This is a genomic window from Acidobacteriota bacterium, assembly GCA_021161905.1.
Taxonomy (GTDB): domain Bacteria; phylum Acidobacteriota; class B3-B38; order Guanabaribacteriales; family JAGGZT01; genus JAGGZT01.
Genome location: JAGGZT010000052.1, coordinates 1 through 20,472, shown reverse-complemented (window position 1 = coordinate 20,472; position 20,472 = coordinate 1). Strand labels below are relative to the sequence as shown.

Sequence of the window (20,472 nt, the reverse complement as noted above, 5' to 3'; positions counted from 1 at the left end):
GGGAGAGGGTCATCTGGGGCGGGGGAAGAGTAGTTACCGCCGAAGGGAAGGATGTCACTTCGGAGTTCTTCAAAGGGGGGAAACAGGCAGCGGAGGCGGCGAGGAAGTTCGCCGTTCGCACCGCCTACCTAAAAGAAAAAAGCCCCTCCTGCGGGGTCAAGATGACCTCAGGCAAAGAGGGAGCCTTCCCTGGACTCGGGGTCGCGTCCTTCCTCCTCAAAAGCCAAGGGGTAAAGCTGATCGGAATAGATTAAGCCTTCTTCTTAAGGGAAATACGGACATCTACCGCCCGAGCGCCTTTCCCCTCGGGAAGAACGAGGAAGGGGTTGAGATCGACTTCGGCTATTTCAGGGAAGTCGGAGACGAGCTGAGACACCCGGAGAAGTGCCTCCTTAAGAGCCTCTATATCCGCCCTCATCCCTCCTCGGACACCCTCAAGCAGAGGATATCCCTTTATTCTCCTTATCATCTCCTCCGCATCAAACTCGGAGATGGGATGAAGCTTAAAACTCACATCCTTCATTACCTCCACATATATCCCACCTAAGCCGAACATCATCAGATGGCCCACCATAGGATCGGAGGAAACGCCTATTATCGTCTCCTTCCCCCCTGAAACCATCTCTTGAACCACTACTCCGAGAAACTGAGCACCAGCCACCTTGGCTGCTCGCTCCTTCAAGGTGAAAAACGCCTCCCTCACCTCAGAGTCGGAGGAAATACCAACGATAACCCCACCCACATCCGATTTATGGATGATCTCCGGCGAATGGACCTTGAGCACTACTGGATAACCGAACTCCTCCGCATAAGCCACTGCCTCATCCTCATCCTTGGCTATCCTCACCCGGGCAACCGGAATGCCATAAGAAGAGGCAAGCTCAATTCCCTCGAGGTCAGAAAGTTTCTCTCTTTCTTCAGCCCTTGCCTTCTCGATTATCTCCCTTGCCTTATCCTTATCCACCAGGAATTCCTTCACCTCGAACCGGGGACGAGACCTCCAGAGGTAATAATCATACATCCAACGAAGGCATTTGATGGCCGCTTCAGGGAAGGGATAGACGGGGAAACCATTCTTCTCAAGGAAGGGAACGCCTTCATGGTGAGCCCCTAAGCCCACAAAAGAGACGAGGATCGGTTTTTTCGCCCCTTTCCCTGCAGCAACGATAGCCTTCGCTGGCTCCCAGGGATCGGTAAGCATAGTAGGAATGAAGATGACCAAAACCGCATCTATCCCTGGGTCCTCAAGGGCAGCCTTTACCACCTCATAATATTCGGAATAGCTGGCTTGAGCGATGGTGTCGACCGGGTTGATCACCGACGCCTCAGGACGGGTAAGGGCTGCCTTCATCCTCTTCTGCGTCTCCTCAGCAAAAGGAGGAACGGAAAGGCCCATCCGAACTACTGCATCGGTGGCGATTATCCCCATTCCTCCACCATTGGAGATAACCCCAACCCTCTTTCCCTTAGGGAGGGGTTGTTTGCAAAGGGTTTTACCCAGATCGAACATCTCCTCGACCATATCCACCCGGATTACACCCGCCCTGTCAAAGAGGCAATCTACGGCGAGATCTGAGCTGGCTAAGGCACCGGTATGGGAGATGGCGGCTCTTGCTCCCTCCATTGTCCTCCCTGTCTTCATCACCACTATCGGCTTCCTCTGCGATGCCTTCGCCGCTACCTCGGCGAACTTTCGGGCATCAGCGAAGGTTTCCAAGTAGAGGAGAATGACTTTGGTGTTTTCATCCTGCGCCCAGTATTCGAGGAAATCGATATTGGAAAGATCAGCCATATTGCCGATGGAGACGAACATCGAAAAACCCACCTTTATATCCAAGGCGAAATCGAGGATAGCGATCCCAAGCGCCCCAGAATGGGAGAGAAGAGCCATCTCCCCCCGCAGGGCATAGCTTTTGGCGAAGGTGGCATTCATCTTCACCTCGGGCGAGGTATTCAGTATCCCCATACAATTGGGACCAACGAAGCGAATCCCATATTTCCTCGCCATCTTCACCAGCTCCTCTTCCCTTTTTGCTCCCTCAGGACCAGTTTCTTTGAAACCAGCGGAGATGACGACCATCGCCTTCACCCCCTTCCTGCCACACTCCTCGGTAACAGGAACCACAAACTTGGCGGGAACAACATTGAAGGCGAGATCAACCTCCCCTGGTATATCGAGCACCGAGGGGTAACAGGGAAGGCCATGAACCTCCTCAGCCTTAGGATTAACAGGATAGATACTCCCGGTAAACCCTCCAGCTATTAAGTTATGGAGGATAGCATACCCTACGGATTTCTCATTCCGGGAAGCACCGATAACGGCAATTGATCTCGGTTTGAATAGATAATCCAATCGTTTGGTCATTTCTCCACCTCTTTCTCTGTCACCAGATACAATGGGAAAAGAAACACCCTCTCTCTGCTAAACGAATGGATGGCTGGAGGAAGTTTTATCCCAAAACCCTCGCGAAATAAACCCACCTCGCCATCCGTGAAAGCGGAAAGCGATTCCCAGAATCCCTTTTTTCGAGGATAGATTACCAGTTCAACCTTCTCTTCCGCGGGGATACCCGCTTCCTTTTTCGCTATCTCTATCGCCCGGGAGAGCCCACCTAATGCATCAACCAGGCCTATACCCTTTGCCTCATCGCCGGTATAGACCCTCCCTCTTCCTATCTTATCCACCTTCTCGGGCTTCATCCCTCTACCCTCTGCCACCCGACTGATGAAATTGTGATAGACAGCTTCTATACTCCTTTTAAGCGCCTCTTTCTCCTTGGGGGTAAATCCACGATAATCGGTGTACATCGCCGCCTTCTCGCCTCGAACAACCAACTCCTTATTCACCCCCAATCTCTCATAAAGCTTCTTCATATTGAACTTTCCAGCAAGAACCCCGATGGAGCCAGTCAGGGTGGTTCTATGGGCAACGATCTTAGAAGCAGCTGAGGAGATGTAGTACCCTCCGGAGGCAGCGACATCGGACATTGAGATGACCACCGGCTTTTTCTTCCTGGCAAGCATAATCTCCCGCCAGATGAGATCCGAGGCAAGCGCCGAGCCACCAGGGCTATCTACTCGGAGGACGATAGCCTTTATCTCCCTATCACGAACGGCAGTCTTTACCTCTTTGCGTATAGTCTCCGATCCCATAACTCGCCCTAACAGGGGAACAAAAGAGCTTTCTCCCGTGGCTATGGTCCCTACCGCATAGATAAGGGCTATCCTAGGATAGATCCCTAAGGGCACGGAGGAGCGAACTTTGAGATAGTCGGTGAAGTTTACAAACTGAGGCTCACCGGAGAGCTTTTTCTGAAGTAAAACCCTAAGCCCGTCAGGATAGATTACTCCATCAATGAGGTGCTTCTTCTTAGCTTCCTTTGGGAGGAAGGGGGCTTCATCGATGAGCTTCGTGACCTCATCTCTGGTTACTTCTCGAGACTTGGCAATAACGGAGACAACCCTCTCAAACTGGGAGGAGATTACCGCTTCCTCCATCTCCCGATGGGCAGGAGACATCCTCCTCCGGGTGAGTACATCGGCGGCACTCTTGTACTTCCCTATCCGCTCGAACTCAGGCACTACCCCCACGAGGTCGAAGAAACCACGGAGGAACTGCACCTCATAGGCGATGCCGGTAATCCTGAGCTCATCAGCAGGAGAAAGATAAATCCTATTCCCTGCGGTAGCGAGGAAGTACTCCTTAGTGCCCGGTATCTCTAAATAGACATAAACAAATTTGCCATCCTTCCGGAAGCGGAGGATGGCGTCTCTTATCTCCTCGAGCTTGGCGAGCCCGGATATGAGAGGGGAAATCTTGAACACAACCCCCCTTATCTTAGGGTCATCCCGAGCGATATCAAGGGCGGATAGCACATCGTAAAGGGCGACCACCTTGCCCATCGCCATCCGCTCAAAAAAATTAAGAGGACCCCGTTCCACCAATTCCCCTTTAAGGGGGATGAAGAGTACACTCCGCCTCCCCAGTCTCAGCCCTGGGGAACTTACCAAGGAATAAAGTAGGATTAAGCCAACTATTATTATGAAAGCGAGCAAATAACCAGTTTTTCTCTTCATACCTCGCTACCTCAATCAATTAGATTATTAACGATCACCCCTTTTAGAGAAAAACTATAGCAAATAGTGAAGGATAAATCAATCCCCCCTGGGTAAAAAAAGAAAGTCCCCTAACCTCAACTCACTCCCAATGAGGTTTGAACTGCCAGCGATCGATATGGTAATGTTAAAAGGAGCTTGGTTTTGGACAAGGAGAGATGGAGAAGAACAAAGAGGAAGATAAATTTTATCAACTCCTCGTTAAGGACCTTCCCGGGATCGACCGCTATCCGCTGAACGAGATAAGAGGGAGGATTATTTTAGGTGACGCCCTGGAGGTTCTTCCCAAGATCGATGCTCGATCATTCGATATGGTCTTCATCGATCCTCCCTATTTCCTTCAGCTCCCTAAAAGGAAACTCATCCGCTGGAGCGGCACGGTGGTCAACGGGGTGAGTGATCCTTGGGATCGATTTGAGGATTTCGAGGACTACGACCAGTTTATCCGCCGGTTGCTCATTGAGACGAAGAGGGTAATGAAGGAAAAAGCCACCCTCTGGATCATCGGCACCTACCACAATATCCACCGTATCGGGAAGATAATGCAGGATATTGGCTTCTGGATCCTAAACGACATCATCTGGCTCAAGCGGAACCCGGTACCAAATTTCCTGAAGGTGAGGTTCACCAATGCAACGGAGACGCTCATCTGGGCGGTGAAGGATAAAAAGGTCAAGGGATACACCTTCCATAAAGGATATGCCAAGGAATTTGGAGTGGGCAAAGTGGGAGCTAATGTTTGGGAGATACCAGTCTGTAGCGGGAGGGAAAGGCTGAAAAACGGGGAGGGAAAGAAACTCCACCCTACCCAAAAACCGGTGGAGCTCCTGCGTCGGGTGATTTTGACATCGACCGAAGAGGGCGATCTGATCCTCGACCCAATGGCGGGAACGGGTACCACAGGCTATGTGGCAAAGGCTCTCAACCGGGACTTTGTGATGATAGAGCGAGAAGAAAGATACGCCCTTTCCGCGGAGGAGAGGATCAGAAAAAATGCCAACAAGCCAATGGAAGAGAAGACAAAGTTGGGATAAGATAGATTGAGGTAAAGATGGGTAATTCGGAGAAGGAGGAACCGGCAAAACCAATGGGTAATACTTATTCTCACTCTCGACTTTCCACCTTTGAAAATTGCCCCTATAGATACAAACTCCGCTATATCGATGGGATAAAGAGGGATGTGGAAAACATCGAGGCGTTTGTAGGGAGCTTGGTTCACAAGACGCTGGAGAAGCTCTATCGCGATCTCAACTACGGCAGGATAAACACCAAGGAGGAACTGATCGCTCATTATGAACGGCTGTGGGATAGAAGTTTCCATCCTGGAATAAGGATAGTAAGAAGCGAATACAAACCGGAGAACTATCGTCATTTCGGAAGGCTCTGTATCGAACGTTACTACGACCGCCATACCCCATTCGATAGGGGCACCACCTTGGATCTGGAGAAGGAGGTTACGATTGAACTCGATCAAGAAAGGGGCTTACGCTACATCGGCTATATCGATCGCTTGGTTAAGGTAGAAGAGGGTGTTTACGAGATCCACGATTATAAGACCAACTCCTCCCTTCCTACCCTGGACAACCTGAAGAGCGACCGCCAACTTCCGATGTACCAACTCGCCTTAAAGAAGATGCTTCCCGATGTTAAAAGGGTAGAGCTCGTGTGGCATTTTTTAGCCTTTGGTGAGGAATTTCGGCTGACAAAGAGGGAGGAGGAGCTCGAAAAACTCCTTGAGGATACCATCCTCCTCATAGAGCGGATAGAAAAGGCAAAGGAATTCCCCCCACAGGAAGGGACGCTTTGCTCTTGGTGCGAGTATCAAGATCTCTGCCCTATAATGAAGCATCGGGTGAAAATAGCCAACCTCCCTCCAGCTGAGGTCAAGGAGGAGCGGGGGGTGGTGCTGGTCGAACAGTATGCCAAACTCATAAGCGAGAAGAAGCGAATAGAAGCGGAGATAGAACGGCTGAAGGAGGTAATCGCCTCCTTTGCTAAGAGGGAGAAAGTTTCGGTGATCCAGGGGTTGACCAACCGCCTCCGGGTGAAGATAGAGGAAAAATTGAGATTCCCTGGGAGAAACGATGCTCCTGAGGAAAGGAGAAAACTCGAAAAGCTCATCAAAGAAAGTGGCCTTTGGGAAAGGTTCTCCACCTTAAGCACCTTCGCCCTCGAGCGGGCGATCCGGGAGAGAACCCTTCCAGAAACGCTTGTCGATAAGATAAGAAAATTCGCGAGGAAGGAGGAAACCCTTTCCCTCTATCTGTCCAAGCTTGCCCGGGAAGAGGAGGATCTCTTTAATTAAGGAGAGGGAATGAAGAAGAAACGAAGGTCCCTGTGGCTCCTTCTCTGGGCACGAGATATAATTATTGCCCTCTTTTTATTCCTCATCCTCATCACCTTCGTTGCTCAGCCGTTTAAGGTGGAAGGTGATAGTATGTACCCCAATCTAAGAAATAGCGAGCGAATAGTGGTGGAGAAACTGTCCCTCCATTTCGGCAAGATAGGACGAGGCGATATCGTTGTCTTCCGTTATCCAAAAAATCCGGGAAAGATCTTCATAAAGAGGATAATAGGACTTCCCGGGGAAAAGGTGGAGATAAAGAAGGGACACATCTATATAAACGGAACCCCCCTTTCTGAGCCATATTTGGATGAGAGGGCGCGGGGAGATGACGACCATCCCCCCGTCACCCTCGGGAATAACGAATATTATCTACTGGGGGACAACCGGGTCATCTCCGATGACAGCCGTGACTTCGGCCCCATCAAGAAGGACCTCATTTCAGGGCGAGCGATATTCATCTATTGGCCCCCAGGCTATATGGGCATAATCCGCTAATGCTCAGCGCCGAATCTCCTTCGCTATCTCCTCCACTGCTCCAAGGAAATAATCGATATCATCTTCGGAATTGAAGAACCCCGGGCTAACCCTCACCGTCCCCACCGGAGCGGTACCGAGCGCTTTATGGAGCCTGGGAGCACAATGAAGACCTGCCCTGGTAGCGATATCGTACCTCTCAGCAAGGAGGCTACCGAGCTTAGGCGCCTCTATTCCCGCCAGGGTAAAAGATAAAACCGCCACACGGTTATCATAACCCGCAGGTCCATAGAAGGTTATTCCATCGATCTTGGAAAGACCCTCGCGGAGCCTCTTCAAAAGCTCCATCTCCCGACGGTGGATATTTTCAATCCCCTTCTTCTCTATAAACTCAACCCCATAAAAGAGCCCAGCAATCCCCAATATATTTACCGTACCTGCTTCTAAGCGATGAGGGAGCTGATCCGGTTGACGGGGGCAATCGGAAAGGATACCAGTACCGCCAAACTTGGTGGGAGCGATGGAAACCCCTGGGGCTACATACATCCCCCCAATACCGGTGGGACCGAAGAGAGCCTTATGACCGGTGAAGGCGACGATATCCACATTCATCGCCCTGGCATTTATCGGAACGATACCCGCGGTCTGAGCGGTATCCACCGTAAATATCACCCCGTGCTCCCGACACCGAGCTCCGATCTCCCCTATCGGTTGGACAGCGCCGATCACATTCGAGCCGTGACAGACGATCACCATCTTGGTGTTTCGCTTGAACCGTTTGGGGAATTCATCGGGATCGAGGTAGCCCTCGGAATCAGGAGGAACATAATCGACCTCGATATCTCCCCGGGAAAGGAGATGATAGATGGGACGGAGAACTGCATTGTGCTCAAGATCGGTTATTATCGCGTGATCGCCGGGGCGAAGGATACCGAAGATAACCATATTCATAGCATCGGTGACATTATAAGAAAAAATTAACCGCTCCGGGATCTCGCCGCCGAAGAACCGGGTGAGTTTTTCCCTCGTTCTGCTGATGAGCTCCGCCGCCTTTGTAGCCAAGGAGAACTGGGACCTTCCTGCGTTGACTCCGAATTCCCTGTAACATCGCAACATCTCCTCGAGCACCTCTTTCGGCTTGGGGAAGGAGGTAGAAGCGTTATCGAGATAAACCGTGTGTTTTTCCATATAACCACTCCCTTGAAAATTAATTAAAATTTTCCTATCACAATAAGACATTCTTTAGCATAGCGGATGAAAACGGAAAAGGCAAGAGGGCAGATTTGATTTCAGCTTGACTTAGCCTGATCAATGGATTAGAATTTTCTACCTGTTTTTATATCCTTTATATTGATTAAAAGGAGGAAAAGATGAACTATTTCCTTTTAGTAATAATATCAGGAGTAGCAGCGTTAATCTCCGCTTTCCTCTTCGCAAGAAGGGTGAACCGGGAGGGATTCGGCACCCCCGAGGTAGCGGAGATAACCGGTGCCATAAGGGAGGGAGCGGTTGCCTTTCTTAGCCGAGAGTATAAGAGCCTGGTTCTTTTCATCATCGTCGTCTTCTTTGCCTTATTCTTTTTCATAGAGAAGCTCACCGCTGTCTCCTTCATCGCGGGTGCCTTTTCCTCGGCACTTGCCGGTTATATCGGGATGATGATGGCCACCTCGGCGAACGGCAGGACAGCGAACGCGGCGAGGGGAAGCTTCTCCCGGGCGGTCTCCATTGCCTTTGCCGGGGGGGCGGTCCTCGGGATGTCGGTGGTCGGATTGGGCATCCTCGGCCTAACCATCGGTTATCTCCTTCTCCTTCATCATTTCGGTGGCGATGTGGTCAAGGCAGTGGAGGTGGTAACCGGGTTCAGCTTTGGGGCGAGCTCCATCGCCCTCTTCGCCAGGGTCGGTGGGGGCATCTATACCAAGGCAGCTGATGTCGGCGCCGATCTGGTGGGAAAGGTGGAAAGCGGTATTCCTGAGGATGATCCCCGGAATCCGGCGGTGATAGCAGACAATGTGGGCGATTGCGTGGGTGATACCGCGGGGATGGGAGCGGATCTCTTCGAATCCTATATCGCCTCAACCATCGGTGCGATGACCATAGGCGCCCTCCTCTATGGAGCGAAGGGGGTTATGCTTCCTTTGGCAGTAAGGGGGATTGGGATAATAGCGAGCATCATCGGCGCCCTCTTCGTAAGGACAAAAGAAGGTAAGAAACTCGACTTCCAGGAACAAACCGCCCTCACCCGGAGGGCGATGAACAAAGGAACGATCATCACCTGGACGATCTCCGCCATCGCCATCTACTTCCTCATCAAGGCAATAATCGGGGATATAGGCATCTTCTATGCCGTTCTTGCCGGTCTCATTGCCGGGCTCATCATCAGCTGGCTCACTGAGCACTATACCTCCGATAAGGGCGCTCCGGTACAGGAAATAGCCAACTCGGCGGTAAAGGGGGTGGGAGGAACCATCCTTAGCGGCATCTCCTCAGGGATGGAGAGCGCCTCCATATCCCTCGTCCTCATTGCAGGCGCTATTTTCCTCGCCTATCACTTCGGTGGGCTTTACGGGATACCAATGGCAGCAGTGGGGCTTCTCGCACCATTAGGGATGGTGCTTGCCATCGATGGGTATGGTCCCATCACCGATAACGCTGCTGGCATTGCCGAGATGGCTGGGCTCGGTGCCGAGACAAGGGCGAGGACCGAGGCGCTCGATTCGGTGGGGAACACGACCGCAGCGGTGAACAAGGGCTTTGCCATCGGTACCGCCGTCTTCACCGCCTTTGCCCTCTTCTCCGCCTATGCCCAGGTAATAAAGCTCAAGATGATCGACCTCCTTTCCACCCCAGTATTGGCGGGGTTTCTCATTGGAGGGATGCTCACCCTCCTCTTCTGCGCCCTTACCTTGAAAGCGGTGGGAAAAGCTGCTTATCGGATGGTAAACGAGGTGAGGAGGCAGTTCAGGGAGATAGCGGGTTTAATGGAGGGAAAGGCAAAGCCAGATTATAAGCGGTGTGTCGATATCAGTACCAGGGGAGCTCTCAGGGAGATGGTTCTTCCCAGTCTCCTCGCGGTAGCAGCACCGCTCGTCATCGGTTTCACCCTTGGGGCAAGGGCAGTAGGAGGCCTTCTCGTCGGCTCGATCCTCACCGCTTCCCTGTTCGCCATTATGATGGCGAACTCCGGCGCCTCCTGGGATAATGCGAAGAAGTTCATCGAGGCAGGGCATCTGGGAGGAAAGGGCTCACCTGCTCACAAGACGGCGGTGATCGGAGATACCCTTGGCGACCCGTTCAAGGATACCTCTGGTCCTTCGCTCAACATCCTGATCAAGGTGATGTCGATCGTATCCCTGATCTTCGCCCCTATCTTCATCAAGATGGGACTGCTTTAAGATGATCAAAAGGGATCTCTGGGGCGGGCTCGTCCCGTCGGACAAAAAGATAGAAAAGCCCGACCTCGCCATCGTTGGGATACCTTACGATGGGTCCTGCTGTTATCGGAAGGGGGCAGCGTTCGCTCCAGCAAAGCTAAGGGACCTTTCTACCAAGTCATCAGCGGTAACCGAAATCGGGGAAGAGATCTCCAAGATAAAGGTGGTGGACTTAGGGGATATAGAGATAGAGCTCGAGCTTTCTTCCTTCTTTTCCCGGGCGGAGGGGGAGATCGCCAAGATCACCTCCTCCGCCGGGTTCACCATCATAATCGGCGGGGATCATTCGATCACCATCCCCGCCTTTCGCGGTTTTGCCGGGATAAAGGATGACGAGGTAGGGATAATCTACCTCGATGCCCATCCCGACCTCTGGGAGGAGTACGACAAATCGGGCTACTCCCACGCCTGCACCCTCAGGAGGATGCTCGAGGAAAAAAACACCTCTCCCGAGCATACCATTATCATCGGTGCTCGTTCCTTCAACCCAGCTGAGATGGACTACATAAGGGAAACTGGCCTCCTGATGATACCAGCCAAGGATTGTGCCAAGATGGGGGTGGAGGAGGTAGCTGCCTGGACGGTGACGAGGTTTTCGGGGATCAATCGGATCTATCTATCACTGGATATCGACTTCCTCGACCCCGCCTTTGCTCCGGGAACAGGGATCCCGGTTGCCGGGGGGATGAGCACCCGGTTTCTCCTCAATCTACTCGAGATCCTCTTTGAAAAACTACCTATAAAGGCACTCGATCTGGTGGAGATATCACCTCCGCTCGACAATGCCGATATCACCGGCTTCCTTGGGGTCAAGATCATCTTCGAGGTAATGGGCTTTCTCAGCCAAAAGAGGAAAAGGAAGGGTTCAGGAAAATAGCCTAAAGAGCTCGTCGGGGAGATTCGCCTGATTGAGATCGGTATCGGTTACGATATGACGGCTTTCCCCCTCGGCGAGTAGCTCCCCACTCCCTTCATCTATCACCTGATAACCGAAGTGGATGAAACTCCGCTTCGCCTTCTTCACCCAGGTCCTGATTATCACTAGATCATCGTAATGGGCAGGAGCATAGTAACGACAATAGACATCGACCAGAGGAAGGTAAAACCCTGCCTCCTCGAGCTGACGGTAGGTCCTTCCCCGGGCACGGCAGTACTCCGTCCTCCCAATAGCGAACCAGTCAACATAATAGGCATTGTAAACCACATCCATCCGGTCGACCTCGACATAACGCACCCTTATGGTGTGATCGACATAAAACCTATCCGGCGGTTTTGCCTTCATCTTTCCCCTCCACCTCTATGGATATTAGATCAAACTCCTGCCCCGAGATAAGCTCACAGGAAGCAGAGGAACAATCGGGGCAGGTAAAACTCATCCCTTCCTTTATCTCAAACTCCTTACCGCAATCGCGGCATCTCCCCCGAATAGGGACATCTTCTATCACCAACCGCGCCCCAGCGAGTTCAGTATCCTCTATTATACTCTGAAAGGAGAAGGAAAACGCCTCAGGATCGACTGCGGCGAGCTTTCCTATCCGCAATCTTACCGCAAGAAGGCGTGGATTGCCCCGTTTCGAAAGCTCCGAAGAAACGAGACGAACGATCTCTTTGGCTAAAGAAAGCTCGTGCATCCCTTCTCCTTAAAAGCCTATTAGTATAAATCAGCAACTGCTCTCAGGCAACCATATATTTTTCCTTGACAATCAGTAGCCTGTGCTGAATAATAAAAATTAAAGCCTAAAGGTTGCCATATGGGGGGGTTAAATATGCGGATTATCTTCTACACGGGCAAGGGAGGGGTGGGGAAAACCACCATCGCCGCTGCCACCGGGATGAGGCTTGCTGAACTTGGCTATAAGACCTTGGTGATGAGTACGGATTCCGCCCATAGCTTGGCTGACGCCTTCGATCTCGAGCTCGGTTCTACTCCCAAGGAGGTGGTGAAGAACCTCTTCCTCGAGGAGGTGGATGTGAACTATGAGCTCAAGGTCAACTGGGGGAAGATCCGTAGGTTCATCGCTGAATTTCTTCGTCATCAGGGCTTCGAGGATTTAGCTGCTGAGGAGTTCGCCATCTTCCCCGGAATGGAGGAGCTTTTCAGCCTGCTCAAGCTCAAGGAGTACTACGAACGAGAGGAATATAAGGTGGGGGTGATCGATTGCGCCCCTACGGGAAACACCCTTCAGATGCTCTCCTTGCCCGATGTCATCGGCTGGTATATGGAGAAGTTCTTTCACATCCAGAGAAGGATAGTGAAGACGATCCGCCCGGTAGCAGAGAGGATAATCCAGGCTCCTCTCCCCACAGATGATATTCATTACTCAGTGGAGGAACTTTACCTCAAGATAGATGTGGTGAGCAAGATACTGACCGATCCCGACATATCATCGGTGCGGATCGTGTTCAATCCGGAGAAGATGGTGATAAAGGAATCTCAACGGATCCTCACCTATTTAAACCTCTTCCACATCCCGATAGATTCGGTATATGCCAACCGCATCTTCCCCGAAGAGAAAAGCCCCTTCGTCGAAAAGAGAAAGAGGATTCAGGAAGAATATCTCAAGCTCGCTGAGGAGGCGTTCTCTCCCCTTCCTATTTTCTACGCCCCGTTTTATGAGGAGGAGATAATCGGAGCAAAACTCCTCTCCAAAATGGCTAAAGAGATGTTCGGCGACCGTGACCCGGCGGAGATATTCTCCAAGGAGCGACCGGTGATCTACGAAAAAACGAAGGAGGGGTATATGATGAGCCTCCGGCTTCCCAGTGCCAAAAAGGAGGACATAGAGATCCTCAGTCGGGGCGATGAGCTTATAATCCAAATAAAAAATGTAAAGAGGAACATCCTCCTCCCGAGAAGCCTATCCGGTATGAAGGTAGGCGAGGCTCGGTTCGAGGGGGATACCCTCAGGATAAGTTTTCTCGGGGGTGATGAGAATGGCTGAAAAGAAAGAGGCTCCGGAGTATATCTCCATCTGCCCCCTTCTTTCCCTCCTTTTTGCCCAGTTCGGGGATGCGGGCGTCCATCTCCTTAAGGCGAAGAAGGAGATCCTCCTTGCGATGAAGTCGGCCCTTGAGGCACAGATAGCTCGAACCGAGGGGATGGTCTCCCGGGCAGAGGCAAAGAAGGAGCCGCCGAAGAAGGTAGAGGTGAAGTAAGGATTTAGATATAACCAACCTCAAAATGGGGAAGGAAAGCTGTGGGAAGGGGAGGTTTATTTGTGCCGGAATTCTCTAAAAACCCCCTCTCCCGGCGAGAATTCGTGAAATCAGCACTCATTGGTTCAGGGACGCTCGCCTTTGGCGGATTCTTGGTGAAAGCCGAAGAGAGGCAGGAAACAGGGGGAGGAAAACCTCGTTATTCCTTAGTGATCGTGGACTACAACAAATGCACCGGCTGTCGCACCTGTGAGGCGGTCTGCTCCCAGGCAAACGAGCGGGTAATAATAGACGGCGAGGAGCTATTGGGTTTAGGAAACCCGGCAGAAGCAAGGGTAAAGGTGGTAAGCTATAACTTCCCTCCGGTGGATGTCCCCAATCGCTGTCTCGAATGTCCCGATGCCCCCTGTATCGAAGCCTGCCCGGTCTCGCCAGACCCAAATACAGGAAGAAAGGCGCTCTACCGCGACGAAAAGACGCTCGCTATAAAGAACGACCCTGAGCGTTGCATTGGCTGTGGAAACTGCGCCCGAGCCTGCGAGGAAAAACGAGTAGGGATAATTAAGCAGGATAAAAAAACAGGAAGACCGACCACCCTTTGCACCCTCTGTGAGGGCGATCCCCAATGCGTAAGATACTGCCCTTATGATGCTCTTACCCACTTCACCGGAGACGGTCGTCATTTCGCTCTTTCCCCAGATAAGATAGCAAAGAGACTTGCTGAACTCTGGTACTACTCTGGAAATAGGGAGATGGGGAGATGAAGGGATACTATGGAGTGATCCTCGAGGTGGACCTCACCCAAGGCAAGGTGGAGAAAAAAGAACTCCCTGAAGAAGACGCTCTCAAATTTGTAGGGGGAAGAGGGCTTGGAACTAAGATCGTTTGGGACCATCTCAAAAAGCCTTATATAGATCCCCTTTCCCCGGAAAACCCGCTCATCTTCGCCGCGGGACCGTTTTCCGGCTACCCCTTCCTTTCGGCGAGCAGGGTTACGGTGGTAACCAAATCTCCGATGACCTCACCGGTGAAACCACCAGCCAAAACCGCCTCCACCATCGGGTATTCCAATATGGGCGGTTTCTTCGGTCCTGCCATCAGGTTCGCCGGCTATGATGCCATCGTGATCACCGGACGAGCGAGTAGCCCGGTATATTTGGTAATAGATGGAGACAAGGTCGATATTCGGGATGCCGGTAGGATCTGGAGTAAGAAGGCGAGCGAACTTGAAGAACTTCTTCCCCTGGAGCTCAAGGGAGAGGGGTTTGAGACCTGCTATATCGGTCCTGCCGGCGAGAATCTGGTGAGGTATGCTGCCATTATCCACACGGTGGGAAGGGCAGCAGGGAGGGCTGGTGTCGGTTGTGTGATGGGCTCGAAAAGGCTCAAGGCGATCGCAGTAAGGGGCAAGAAGCTCCCCCCAGTAGCTAACCACAAGGAATATCTAAAGATATTGGAGGAACTCCGGAAGAAATTTGCTTCCTCTCCCTCCACCGCTCGCTGGCGACGATATGGAACCGCTTACGCTCTTCTCTCCTCGAGCGACCGGGGGACTCAAGCGGTTAAGAACTATCGCGAGGGGACCTTCCTCGAAATAGACAGGATAGGTGGAGTAGCAGCCGAGGAGGAACTCTGGGTGCGAGATACCGCCTGCTATGCTTGCCCCTTGGGGTGCAAGAAGATCGGGGTGGTGAGGACCGGGCGTTATGCGGGAACCATCGCCGAGGGACCGGAATATGAAACAGGAACGATGCTCGGCGCCAATCTCCTGGTAAGCAACCTCGATGGACTAATGAGGGAGATAGCCGATGTCGATGATTATGGACTTGACCAGATATCAACGGGCAATGTCATCGGCTTCTTGATGGAGGCATACGATAAAGGGTTGATCGACAAGGCGTTCCTTGACGGGATCGACCTCCGCTGGGGAGATGTTGAGGCAGTGCTCTCGATGATAAAGAAGATAGCCTACCGGGAAGGAGTGGGCGATATCGCCGCTGATGGCCTTAATCCACTGGTAGAGAAGATAGGAGAGAAAACAGCAGAATTCGCCATTCAGGTTAAGGGACATCCCTTAGCTGCCTGGAATGTCCACACCCGGCTAACCCAGGGGCTATGTTATGCCACCGCTAACCGGGGCGCCTGCCATCTTAATGGCCATTCAGCGAGATCCCAGGATTTTAACGCCTTCATTGACTCCACCGGCATCTGCCGTTTTGCCTCAGGAATTTACAGCCGAGAGGGGATAAGCAAGGCGCTCTCTGCCATCACCGGAGAGGCTTGGACTATTGAAGATTGCCGGAAAACAGGAGAGAGGATCTTCAACCTCGAGAAGTGCTTCAATTATCGAGAAGGCTTCCGCCGTGAGGACGATGAGATACCGGAACGGTTCTTCACCGAACCCCTAACCATCGGACCGAGAAAAGGAGCGGTAATAAAACGGGACCAGTTTAAGGAGCTCCTCGATAAATACTATCGAGAGCGGGGCTGGGATGTGAAAACTACCAAGCCATCGCCAGCCAAATTGAGAGCTCTTGGTCTCGATTTCATCATCAAGGGCCTGGGGGACTAAGAGGGCTCGGTTTATTTAAATAAGGATATCGGTTAAAGAAAAAAGAGGGAGGTGTTTTATTCTTGACATCTGAGAGGGAAGAGGATTATATTTAGAAAGGGGTGTTTTTCTTTCTGGCAGCCAAAAGCTTGCCTTATAATTAATAACTCGTACTGGTAATCTTTTATCCCCCAATTATTGTCATAAAGCAGAAGTCGATTTATAAGGGATTTGTTTTCTTAAAGTAGTTTTGAGAAAGGAGGTGCCAGATGGGGAAGAAGATCCGGATAGCCATTGCCGGGGTAGGAAACTGCGCCAGCTCTCTCATCCAGGGGATCGAATATTACAAACTGAAAAAGCCCACCGATGAAGATAGGGAAATAGGCCTTATGCATTATGACCTCGGTGGGTATCTTCCTGAGGACATTGAGGTGGTTGCCGCCTTTGACATCGATAAGCGAAAGGTGGGAAAACCTCTAACCGAAGCGATATATGCCAAGCCTAACTGCACCAAAACCATCGTACCAGAGGTAAAGAGTTTCTCCGATGTGATCGTCCAGATGGGGAAGGTCTTAGACGGCGTTTCCCCACATATGACGGAGTATGCTGAGGAAAGAACATTTCTACCCGCCCCGGCAGAGCCGGTCGATGTGGCTAAGGTATTAAAGGATACCGGCGCTGAAATACTTCTTAATTATATGCCGGTGGGGTCTGTAGAGGCGACGGAATATTATGCCAATGCATGCCTCGAAGCAGGAGTAAGTTTCATAAACTGCGTCCCAGTATTCATTGTCTCCAATGAGAAGTGGGCGGAAAGGTTCGAACGGGCAGGGATTCCAGTGGTAGGGGATGACATTAAGAGCCAGCTCGGAGCAACCATCACCCACCGCACCCTCTCCCGTCTTCTGGTGGACCGGGGCTGTAAGCTGGACAAGACCTATCAGCTCAATGTCGGTGGAAATACCGACTTCCTCAATATGTTGAACCGGAGTCGCCTCAAGCAGAAGAAGATATCCAAAACAGAGGCGGTGCAGTCGATACTCGATGTGCCCCTTGCTCAAGAGAACATCCATATCGGTCCCTCGGACTATGTGCCTTGGCTGAACGACAACAAGCTCTGCTTCCTCAGGATTGAGGGGAGGATGTTCGGCGGAGTGCCCTTCGATCTCGAATTACGGCTCTCGGTTGAGGATTCCCCGAATTCCGCTGGCGTCGCCATCGACGCCATCCGTTGTGTGAAGCTGGCTCGGGAGCGGGGGGTCAGAGGTCCACTTACCTCCATCTCCGCCTACACGATGAAGCACCCGCCTGAGCAGTATCCTGATTATGATGCCAGGGTGATGGTTGAGGAGTTCATCGCGGGAAAAAGAGAGCGGTAATACCGGCGTATAGAGAAGAAAAAGCGGTCAGCAATCGATAATGCTGACCGCTTTTTTTTTATACTATCCCTCACTTCTTTCCAGGACCATAGATGACCCTTCCCGGACGGGCTCCAGTATGCTTCTCCCTATCTATCACCAGCTTCCCGTTCACAACAACATAGAGTATTCCCACCGGATACTGGTGAGGTTTGAGGAAGGTCGCTTTATCCTCCACCTTCTCCGGATCGAATATAGTGATGTCGGCGTAAAAACCGGGAGTGATGAGCCCTCGTCTCTCAAGCCGCATCATCATAGCGGGAAGGGAGGTCATCTTCCTTATTGCATCGGGCAAGGTAAGCCATTTCTTCTCTCTCACATAACGGGCAAGCACCCGAGGGAAAGTACCGTAATTCCTCGGATGAGGAACCCCCTTTCCGAAGGTGACGAAGGAGCCATCGGTGATGATCATCGTAAGGGGAAACTGCATTATCCGCTTTATATCCTCTTCGCTCAGGCAATGGAAGATGCAACTGGCACCGCCGGCAAGCTCGATATCTATAACCACCTTGGCACCGTTTTCCGGGGTGGGGGCTAATCCTTTCTCCTCGGTTATCTCCTTCAAGTTCTTCCCCTCGAGGGATGGATCAAACCGGCAGGAAGCGATAACCACATTAGTAAGATCGGCTCCACCCCTATCGTGCACGATGTTATAGGCTATCTCGCGCTCTATCTTCGCCCTAAGTTTGGGGCGAGCTACCCGCTCCCGGAACTTCTCCTTCCCCCCCTCTCGCGCCCAGGCAGGAATGAGAACGGAAATACCGGTGGAGGTAGCGGGATAAGGGTACTGGTCGAGTGATACCTCCACTCCCCGGGCTCTCGCCTGGGAGATGAGCTTAAGCGTCTCCTTACTCACTCCCCATTTATCCACCGATGTTACCTTATGATGGGAGATCTCCGCACGGATACCCGCCTCTTCTGCTATCCTTATCGTCTCCTTAACGGAATCGACCACCTTGAGTCCCTCATCCCGCATATGGGTGGCGTAGAACCCACCGTAGCGCGCCACCACCCTGGCGAGCTCGATTACCTCCTCTGTCTTGGCATAGGCACCGGGAAGGTACTTGAGCCCGGTGGAAAGACCCATCGCCCCTTCCTCCATCGCCCGTGCCACCATCTCCTTCATCCGGGAAAGCTCTTCGGAGGTAGGGGGACGCGCCTCCATATCCATCACCAACTCCCTTATCGTATTGTGTCCCACCAAGGTGGCGAAGTTGATAGAGATGCCCTCCCTCTCTACCTTCTTAAGAAACTCACCTATAGGATAATGTGAACCGCCGCAGTTTCCCCCAAGAACGGTGGTTACCCCCTGTCGCACATAATTGTCAGCAGTGGGATGCTCGAGGATGTTCCGGTCAGTATGGGTGTGGATGTCGATGAAGCCGGGGCAGACGATTAGTCCCCTAGCATCTATCGTCCTTTTTCCCTTTTCCTTGATCCTTCCGATCTTCGCTATCCGATCCCCTTTTATCCCGATGTCGGCGCAGTACCAGGGATTACCGCTTCCGTCTATTATCTTCCCCCCCTTTATCACCAGATCGTATTTGGGAGCGGGGGTAAAACCGAGGAATAAAACCATCCCGAAAATCAGGAAAATGGCGATAATAAACCCTTTTCTCATCTTTCCCTCCTTTGGTTTCCTCTTTCTTATGTTATAGCACACAAAAGAGGGTGGAAACTAATCAACATTTTTTGAATATCAAAAAAGCAGAGAGCTATAGAGGGTATTCCTACAACATCTACACCATCAAATCGTATGGGGGGATGACGTTGGTAGTGAAATCCCTCAAGCAGGTTAGGTGTGAACCCTTGCAGGTGGTCACCTGTAGGGACGGGGTTTATCCCTGTCCGAGCGGTATCCACCGCTGGGGATTCATACCACGGATCCATAAGAAGTACTCCTCTAAACGTTCTATGACCCCTTGCAGGCGGTCGCCTGCTGCGGACAGCCACAAGGGCTGTCCCTACACCTCTTTATTGAATCTATATGGGTGACCCGCCCGTTGCCCCCCGCGGGCGGTTACCGGCTGTAGGGACAGGGTTTATCCCTGTCCGAGCGGTGTCCACCGCTGGGGATTCATACATATGGATCCAAGGAGGTATCCCTCTAAGTGTTCATATGAAACCCACAGGCGGTCGCCTGGTGTAGTATAAATTCTCTGATTTGTAAGGATAATCCATATTCTCTACAAAGGATGTTGACAAAGAAGGAAGAAGGGGTTATATAAGAAAAGGGTTCCGGGGTCGTCCAACGGCAGGACATGCGGCTCTGGACCGCAGTATCTAGGTTCGAATCCTAGCCCCGGAGCCATTTCTTTGGATACGAACTCAAGATTTGGAATTTGAAAAGGAAGGGCGTTCAATTTTCCATTCTTTAAGAGAACAAGGATATTCTCTTCCTTCTTGAGGATATGCTATAGCAAAGCTACATCCAAACCAATGAGCGCTAATCTCTTGCCATTTTATTTTTTCTTCTCTTTTTGGCGGAGAGGATTTTACATCGATAAATTCTAACTCGAGATTATTTTGAAACTCTTTTGAATTCAAAGCTTTGGTGTATAAAATAAGAAAATCGGCTTGTATCTGGGGAAGGGGATTAATTTTCCCCTTATCTCCACCGGAAAAGCACAAAGGGGGTTTGGGTTCATATAAAGGGATGATCTCAAGTCTTATCGGTTCATTTTCCACGACTTTTTTCATTTTTTCCTCGCCCATAAGAGATAATAACCATCCTTGCTTAAACAAGATTTCATCTTTCAAAGAAGAATACCAGAACAAAATTTCGTAAAGTATCCCTTTAAGTCTATTTGATTTATTATATCCACGACGTTCATAAAAGTTTTCTATCTCTTCCCATGCTTTTATTATCTTGGAACAAATCTCGGTATCATTTATTAGTAAAGTAGTAGCCCAATCGATATTTTTTAATAATTGATAAAAATAATTCACAAACTCTGCCTTCAAAGTATTATAAAT

18 protein-coding genes and 1 tRNA gene are annotated in these 20,472 nt (G+C 51.2%); 12 read left to right on the top strand and 7 right to left on the bottom strand.

The features are described 5' to 3' along the window. A partial coding sequence (locus tag J7L64_07165; protein ID MCD6452120.1) for a DUF523 domain-containing protein occupies positions 1–254 on the top strand: 254 nt, incomplete at its 5' end. Here J7L64_07165 and J7L64_07160 read toward each other — a convergent pair. Together J7L64_07160 and sppA are read right to left on the bottom strand one after the other, a co-directional pair. Next, positions 251–2,365: an acetate--CoA ligase family protein gene (locus J7L64_07160; GenBank protein MCD6452119.1), complete on the bottom strand. Its 2,115-nt coding sequence runs from the start codon at positions 2,363–2,365 to the stop codon at positions 251–253. The two genes, J7L64_07165 and J7L64_07160, sit on opposite strands and share 4 nt — an antisense overlap. Further along, positions 2,362–4,077 (bottom strand): signal peptide peptidase SppA, encoded by a 1,716-nt coding sequence (gene sppA, locus J7L64_07155; protein ID MCD6452118.1) that lies wholly within the window; start codon positions 4,075–4,077, stop codon positions 2,362–2,364. Before sppA ends, J7L64_07160 begins: the two co-directional genes overlap by 4 nt. 197 nt (positions 4,078–4,274) lie before the next feature. Here sppA and J7L64_07150 point away from each other — a divergent pair, with 197 nt between their 5' ends. The 3 genes from J7L64_07150 to lepB are packed head-to-tail and all read left to right on the top strand — an operon-like array spanning position 4,275 to position 6,958. Then, on the top strand, positions 4,275–5,150 hold the full coding sequence (locus tag J7L64_07150; protein MCD6452117.1) for a site-specific DNA-methyltransferase: 876 nt from the start codon (positions 4,275–4,277) through the stop codon (positions 5,148–5,150). Positions 5,151–5,167: 17 nt separating this feature from the next. After that, positions 5,168–6,421 (top strand): PD-(D/E)XK nuclease family protein, encoded by a 1,254-nt coding sequence (locus J7L64_07145; GenBank protein MCD6452116.1) that lies wholly within the window; start codon positions 5,168–5,170, stop codon positions 6,419–6,421. Between the two features lie 9 nt (positions 6,422–6,430). Next, positions 6,431–6,958 (top strand): signal peptidase I, encoded by a 528-nt coding sequence (gene lepB, locus J7L64_07140; protein MCD6452115.1) that lies wholly within the window; start codon positions 6,431–6,433, stop codon positions 6,956–6,958. A 3-nt stretch (positions 6,959–6,961) separates the two neighbouring features. Here the strand turns inward: lepB and J7L64_07135 are convergent, their stop codons facing one another. Continuing rightward, complete coding sequence (locus tag J7L64_07135) at positions 6,962–8,125, bottom strand: aminotransferase class V-fold PLP-dependent enzyme (GenBank protein ID MCD6452114.1); 1,164 nt, start codon at positions 8,123–8,125, stop codon at positions 6,962–6,964. 182 nt (positions 8,126–8,307) lie between these two features. On the opposite strand from J7L64_07135, the gene J7L64_07130 reads away from it, so the two are divergent. Both J7L64_07130 and speB read left to right on the top strand, forming a co-directional pair. After that, positions 8,308–10,332, top strand: a complete 2,025-nt coding sequence (locus tag J7L64_07130) for a sodium-translocating pyrophosphatase (GenBank protein MCD6452113.1) — start codon at positions 8,308–8,310, stop codon at positions 10,330–10,332. 1 nt (position 10,333) lies between these two features. After that, positions 10,334–11,248 (top strand): agmatinase, encoded by a 915-nt coding sequence (gene speB, locus J7L64_07125; protein ID MCD6452112.1) that lies wholly within the window; start codon positions 10,334–10,336, stop codon positions 11,246–11,248. Here speB and J7L64_07120 read toward each other — a convergent pair. Both J7L64_07120 and hypA read right to left on the bottom strand, forming a co-directional pair. Beyond that, positions 11,237–11,653: an acyl-CoA thioesterase gene (locus J7L64_07120; GenBank protein ID MCD6452111.1), complete on the bottom strand. Its 417-nt coding sequence runs from the start codon at positions 11,651–11,653 to the stop codon at positions 11,237–11,239. The genes speB and J7L64_07120 overlap by 12 nt on opposite strands. Beyond that, the gene (gene hypA / locus J7L64_07115; protein MCD6452110.1) at positions 11,631–12,002 is read right to left on the bottom strand and encodes a hydrogenase maturation nickel metallochaperone HypA; all 372 of its coding nucleotides are present in this window, start codon (positions 12,000–12,002) and stop codon (positions 11,631–11,633) included. The genes J7L64_07120 and hypA overlap by 23 nt, the downstream gene beginning before the upstream one ends. Before the next feature lie 135 nt (positions 12,003–12,137). On the opposite strand from hypA, the gene J7L64_07110 reads away from it, so the two are divergent. The 5 genes from J7L64_07110 to J7L64_07090 all read left to right on the top strand — a co-directional run bounded on the left by J7L64_07110 (position 12,138) and on the right by J7L64_07090 (position 17,457). Beyond that, the gene (locus J7L64_07110; GenBank protein ID MCD6452109.1) at positions 12,138–13,313 is read left to right on the top strand and encodes an ArsA family ATPase; all 1,176 of its coding nucleotides are present in this window, start codon (positions 12,138–12,140) and stop codon (positions 13,311–13,313) included. Then, on the top strand, positions 13,306–13,527 hold the full coding sequence (locus tag J7L64_07105) for a hypothetical protein (GenBank protein ID MCD6452108.1): 222 nt from the start codon (positions 13,306–13,308) through the stop codon (positions 13,525–13,527). The genes J7L64_07110 and J7L64_07105 overlap by 8 nt, the downstream gene beginning before the upstream one ends. 62 nt (positions 13,528–13,589) lie before the next feature. After that, positions 13,590–14,291 (top strand): 4Fe-4S dicluster domain-containing protein, encoded by a 702-nt coding sequence (locus J7L64_07100; protein ID MCD6452107.1) that lies wholly within the window; start codon positions 13,590–13,592, stop codon positions 14,289–14,291. Further along, positions 14,288–16,099 (top strand): aldehyde ferredoxin oxidoreductase family protein, encoded by a 1,812-nt coding sequence (locus J7L64_07095; protein MCD6452106.1) that lies wholly within the window; start codon positions 14,288–14,290, stop codon positions 16,097–16,099. The genes J7L64_07100 and J7L64_07095 overlap by 4 nt, the downstream gene beginning before the upstream one ends. Before the next feature lie 248 nt (positions 16,100–16,347). Next, positions 16,348–17,457, top strand: a complete 1,110-nt coding sequence (locus J7L64_07090) for an inositol-3-phosphate synthase (protein MCD6452105.1) — start codon at positions 16,348–16,350, stop codon at positions 17,455–17,457. 70 nt (positions 17,458–17,527) lie between these two features. Here J7L64_07090 and J7L64_07085 read toward each other — a convergent pair whose 3' ends face one another. Next, positions 17,528–19,117, bottom strand: a complete 1,590-nt coding sequence (locus J7L64_07085; protein MCD6452104.1) for a D-aminoacylase — start codon at positions 19,115–19,117, stop codon at positions 17,528–17,530. A gap of 616 nt (positions 19,118–19,733) precedes the next feature. Between J7L64_07085 and J7L64_07080 the strand changes: the two genes are divergently transcribed. Next, positions 19,734–19,807, top strand: a tRNA-Gln gene (locus J7L64_07080). Between the two features lie 17 nt (positions 19,808–19,824). Here J7L64_07080 and J7L64_07075 read toward each other — a convergent pair. Then, positions 19,825–20,472: hypothetical protein (locus tag J7L64_07075; protein ID MCD6452103.1), on the bottom strand; the 648-nt coding region annotated here is incomplete at its 5' end.

Coding starts and splice junctions, on each gene's coding strand:
- J7L64_07160 (MCD6452119.1), bottom strand. CDS start 2,365: ATGACCAAACGATTGGATTATCTATTCAAACCGAGATCAATTGCCGTT.
- sppA (MCD6452118.1), bottom strand. CDS start 4,077: ATGAAGAGAAAAACTGGTTATTTGCTCGCTTTCATAATAATAGTTGGC.
- J7L64_07150 (MCD6452117.1), top strand. CDS start 4,275: ATGGAGAAGAACAAAGAGGAAGATAAATTTTATCAACTCCTCGTTAAG.
- J7L64_07145 (MCD6452116.1), top strand. CDS start 5,168: ATGGGTAATTCGGAGAAGGAGGAACCGGCAAAACCAATGGGTAATACT.
- lepB (MCD6452115.1), top strand. CDS start 6,431: ATGAAGAAGAAACGAAGGTCCCTGTGGCTCCTTCTCTGGGCACGAGAT.
- J7L64_07135 (MCD6452114.1), bottom strand. CDS start 8,125: ATGGAAAAACACACGGTTTATCTCGATAACGCTTCTACCTCCTTCCCC.
- J7L64_07130 (MCD6452113.1), top strand. CDS start 8,308: ATGAACTATTTCCTTTTAGTAATAATATCAGGAGTAGCAGCGTTAATC.
- speB (MCD6452112.1), top strand. CDS start 10,334: ATGATCAAAAGGGATCTCTGGGGCGGGCTCGTCCCGTCGGACAAAAAG.
- J7L64_07120 (MCD6452111.1), bottom strand. CDS start 11,653: ATGAAGGCAAAACCGCCGGATAGGTTTTATGTCGATCACACCATAAGG.
- hypA (MCD6452110.1), bottom strand. CDS start 12,002: ATGCACGAGCTTTCTTTAGCCAAAGAGATCGTTCGTCTCGTTTCTTCG.
- J7L64_07110 (MCD6452109.1), top strand. CDS start 12,138: ATGCGGATTATCTTCTACACGGGCAAGGGAGGGGTGGGGAAAACCACC.
- J7L64_07105 (MCD6452108.1), top strand. CDS start 13,306: ATGGCTGAAAAGAAAGAGGCTCCGGAGTATATCTCCATCTGCCCCCTT.
- J7L64_07095 (MCD6452106.1), top strand. CDS start 14,288: ATGAAGGGATACTATGGAGTGATCCTCGAGGTGGACCTCACCCAAGGC.
- J7L64_07090 (MCD6452105.1), top strand. CDS start 16,348: ATGGGGAAGAAGATCCGGATAGCCATTGCCGGGGTAGGAAACTGCGCC.
- J7L64_07085 (MCD6452104.1), bottom strand. CDS start 19,117: ATGAGAAAAGGGTTTATTATCGCCATTTTCCTGATTTTCGGGATGGTT.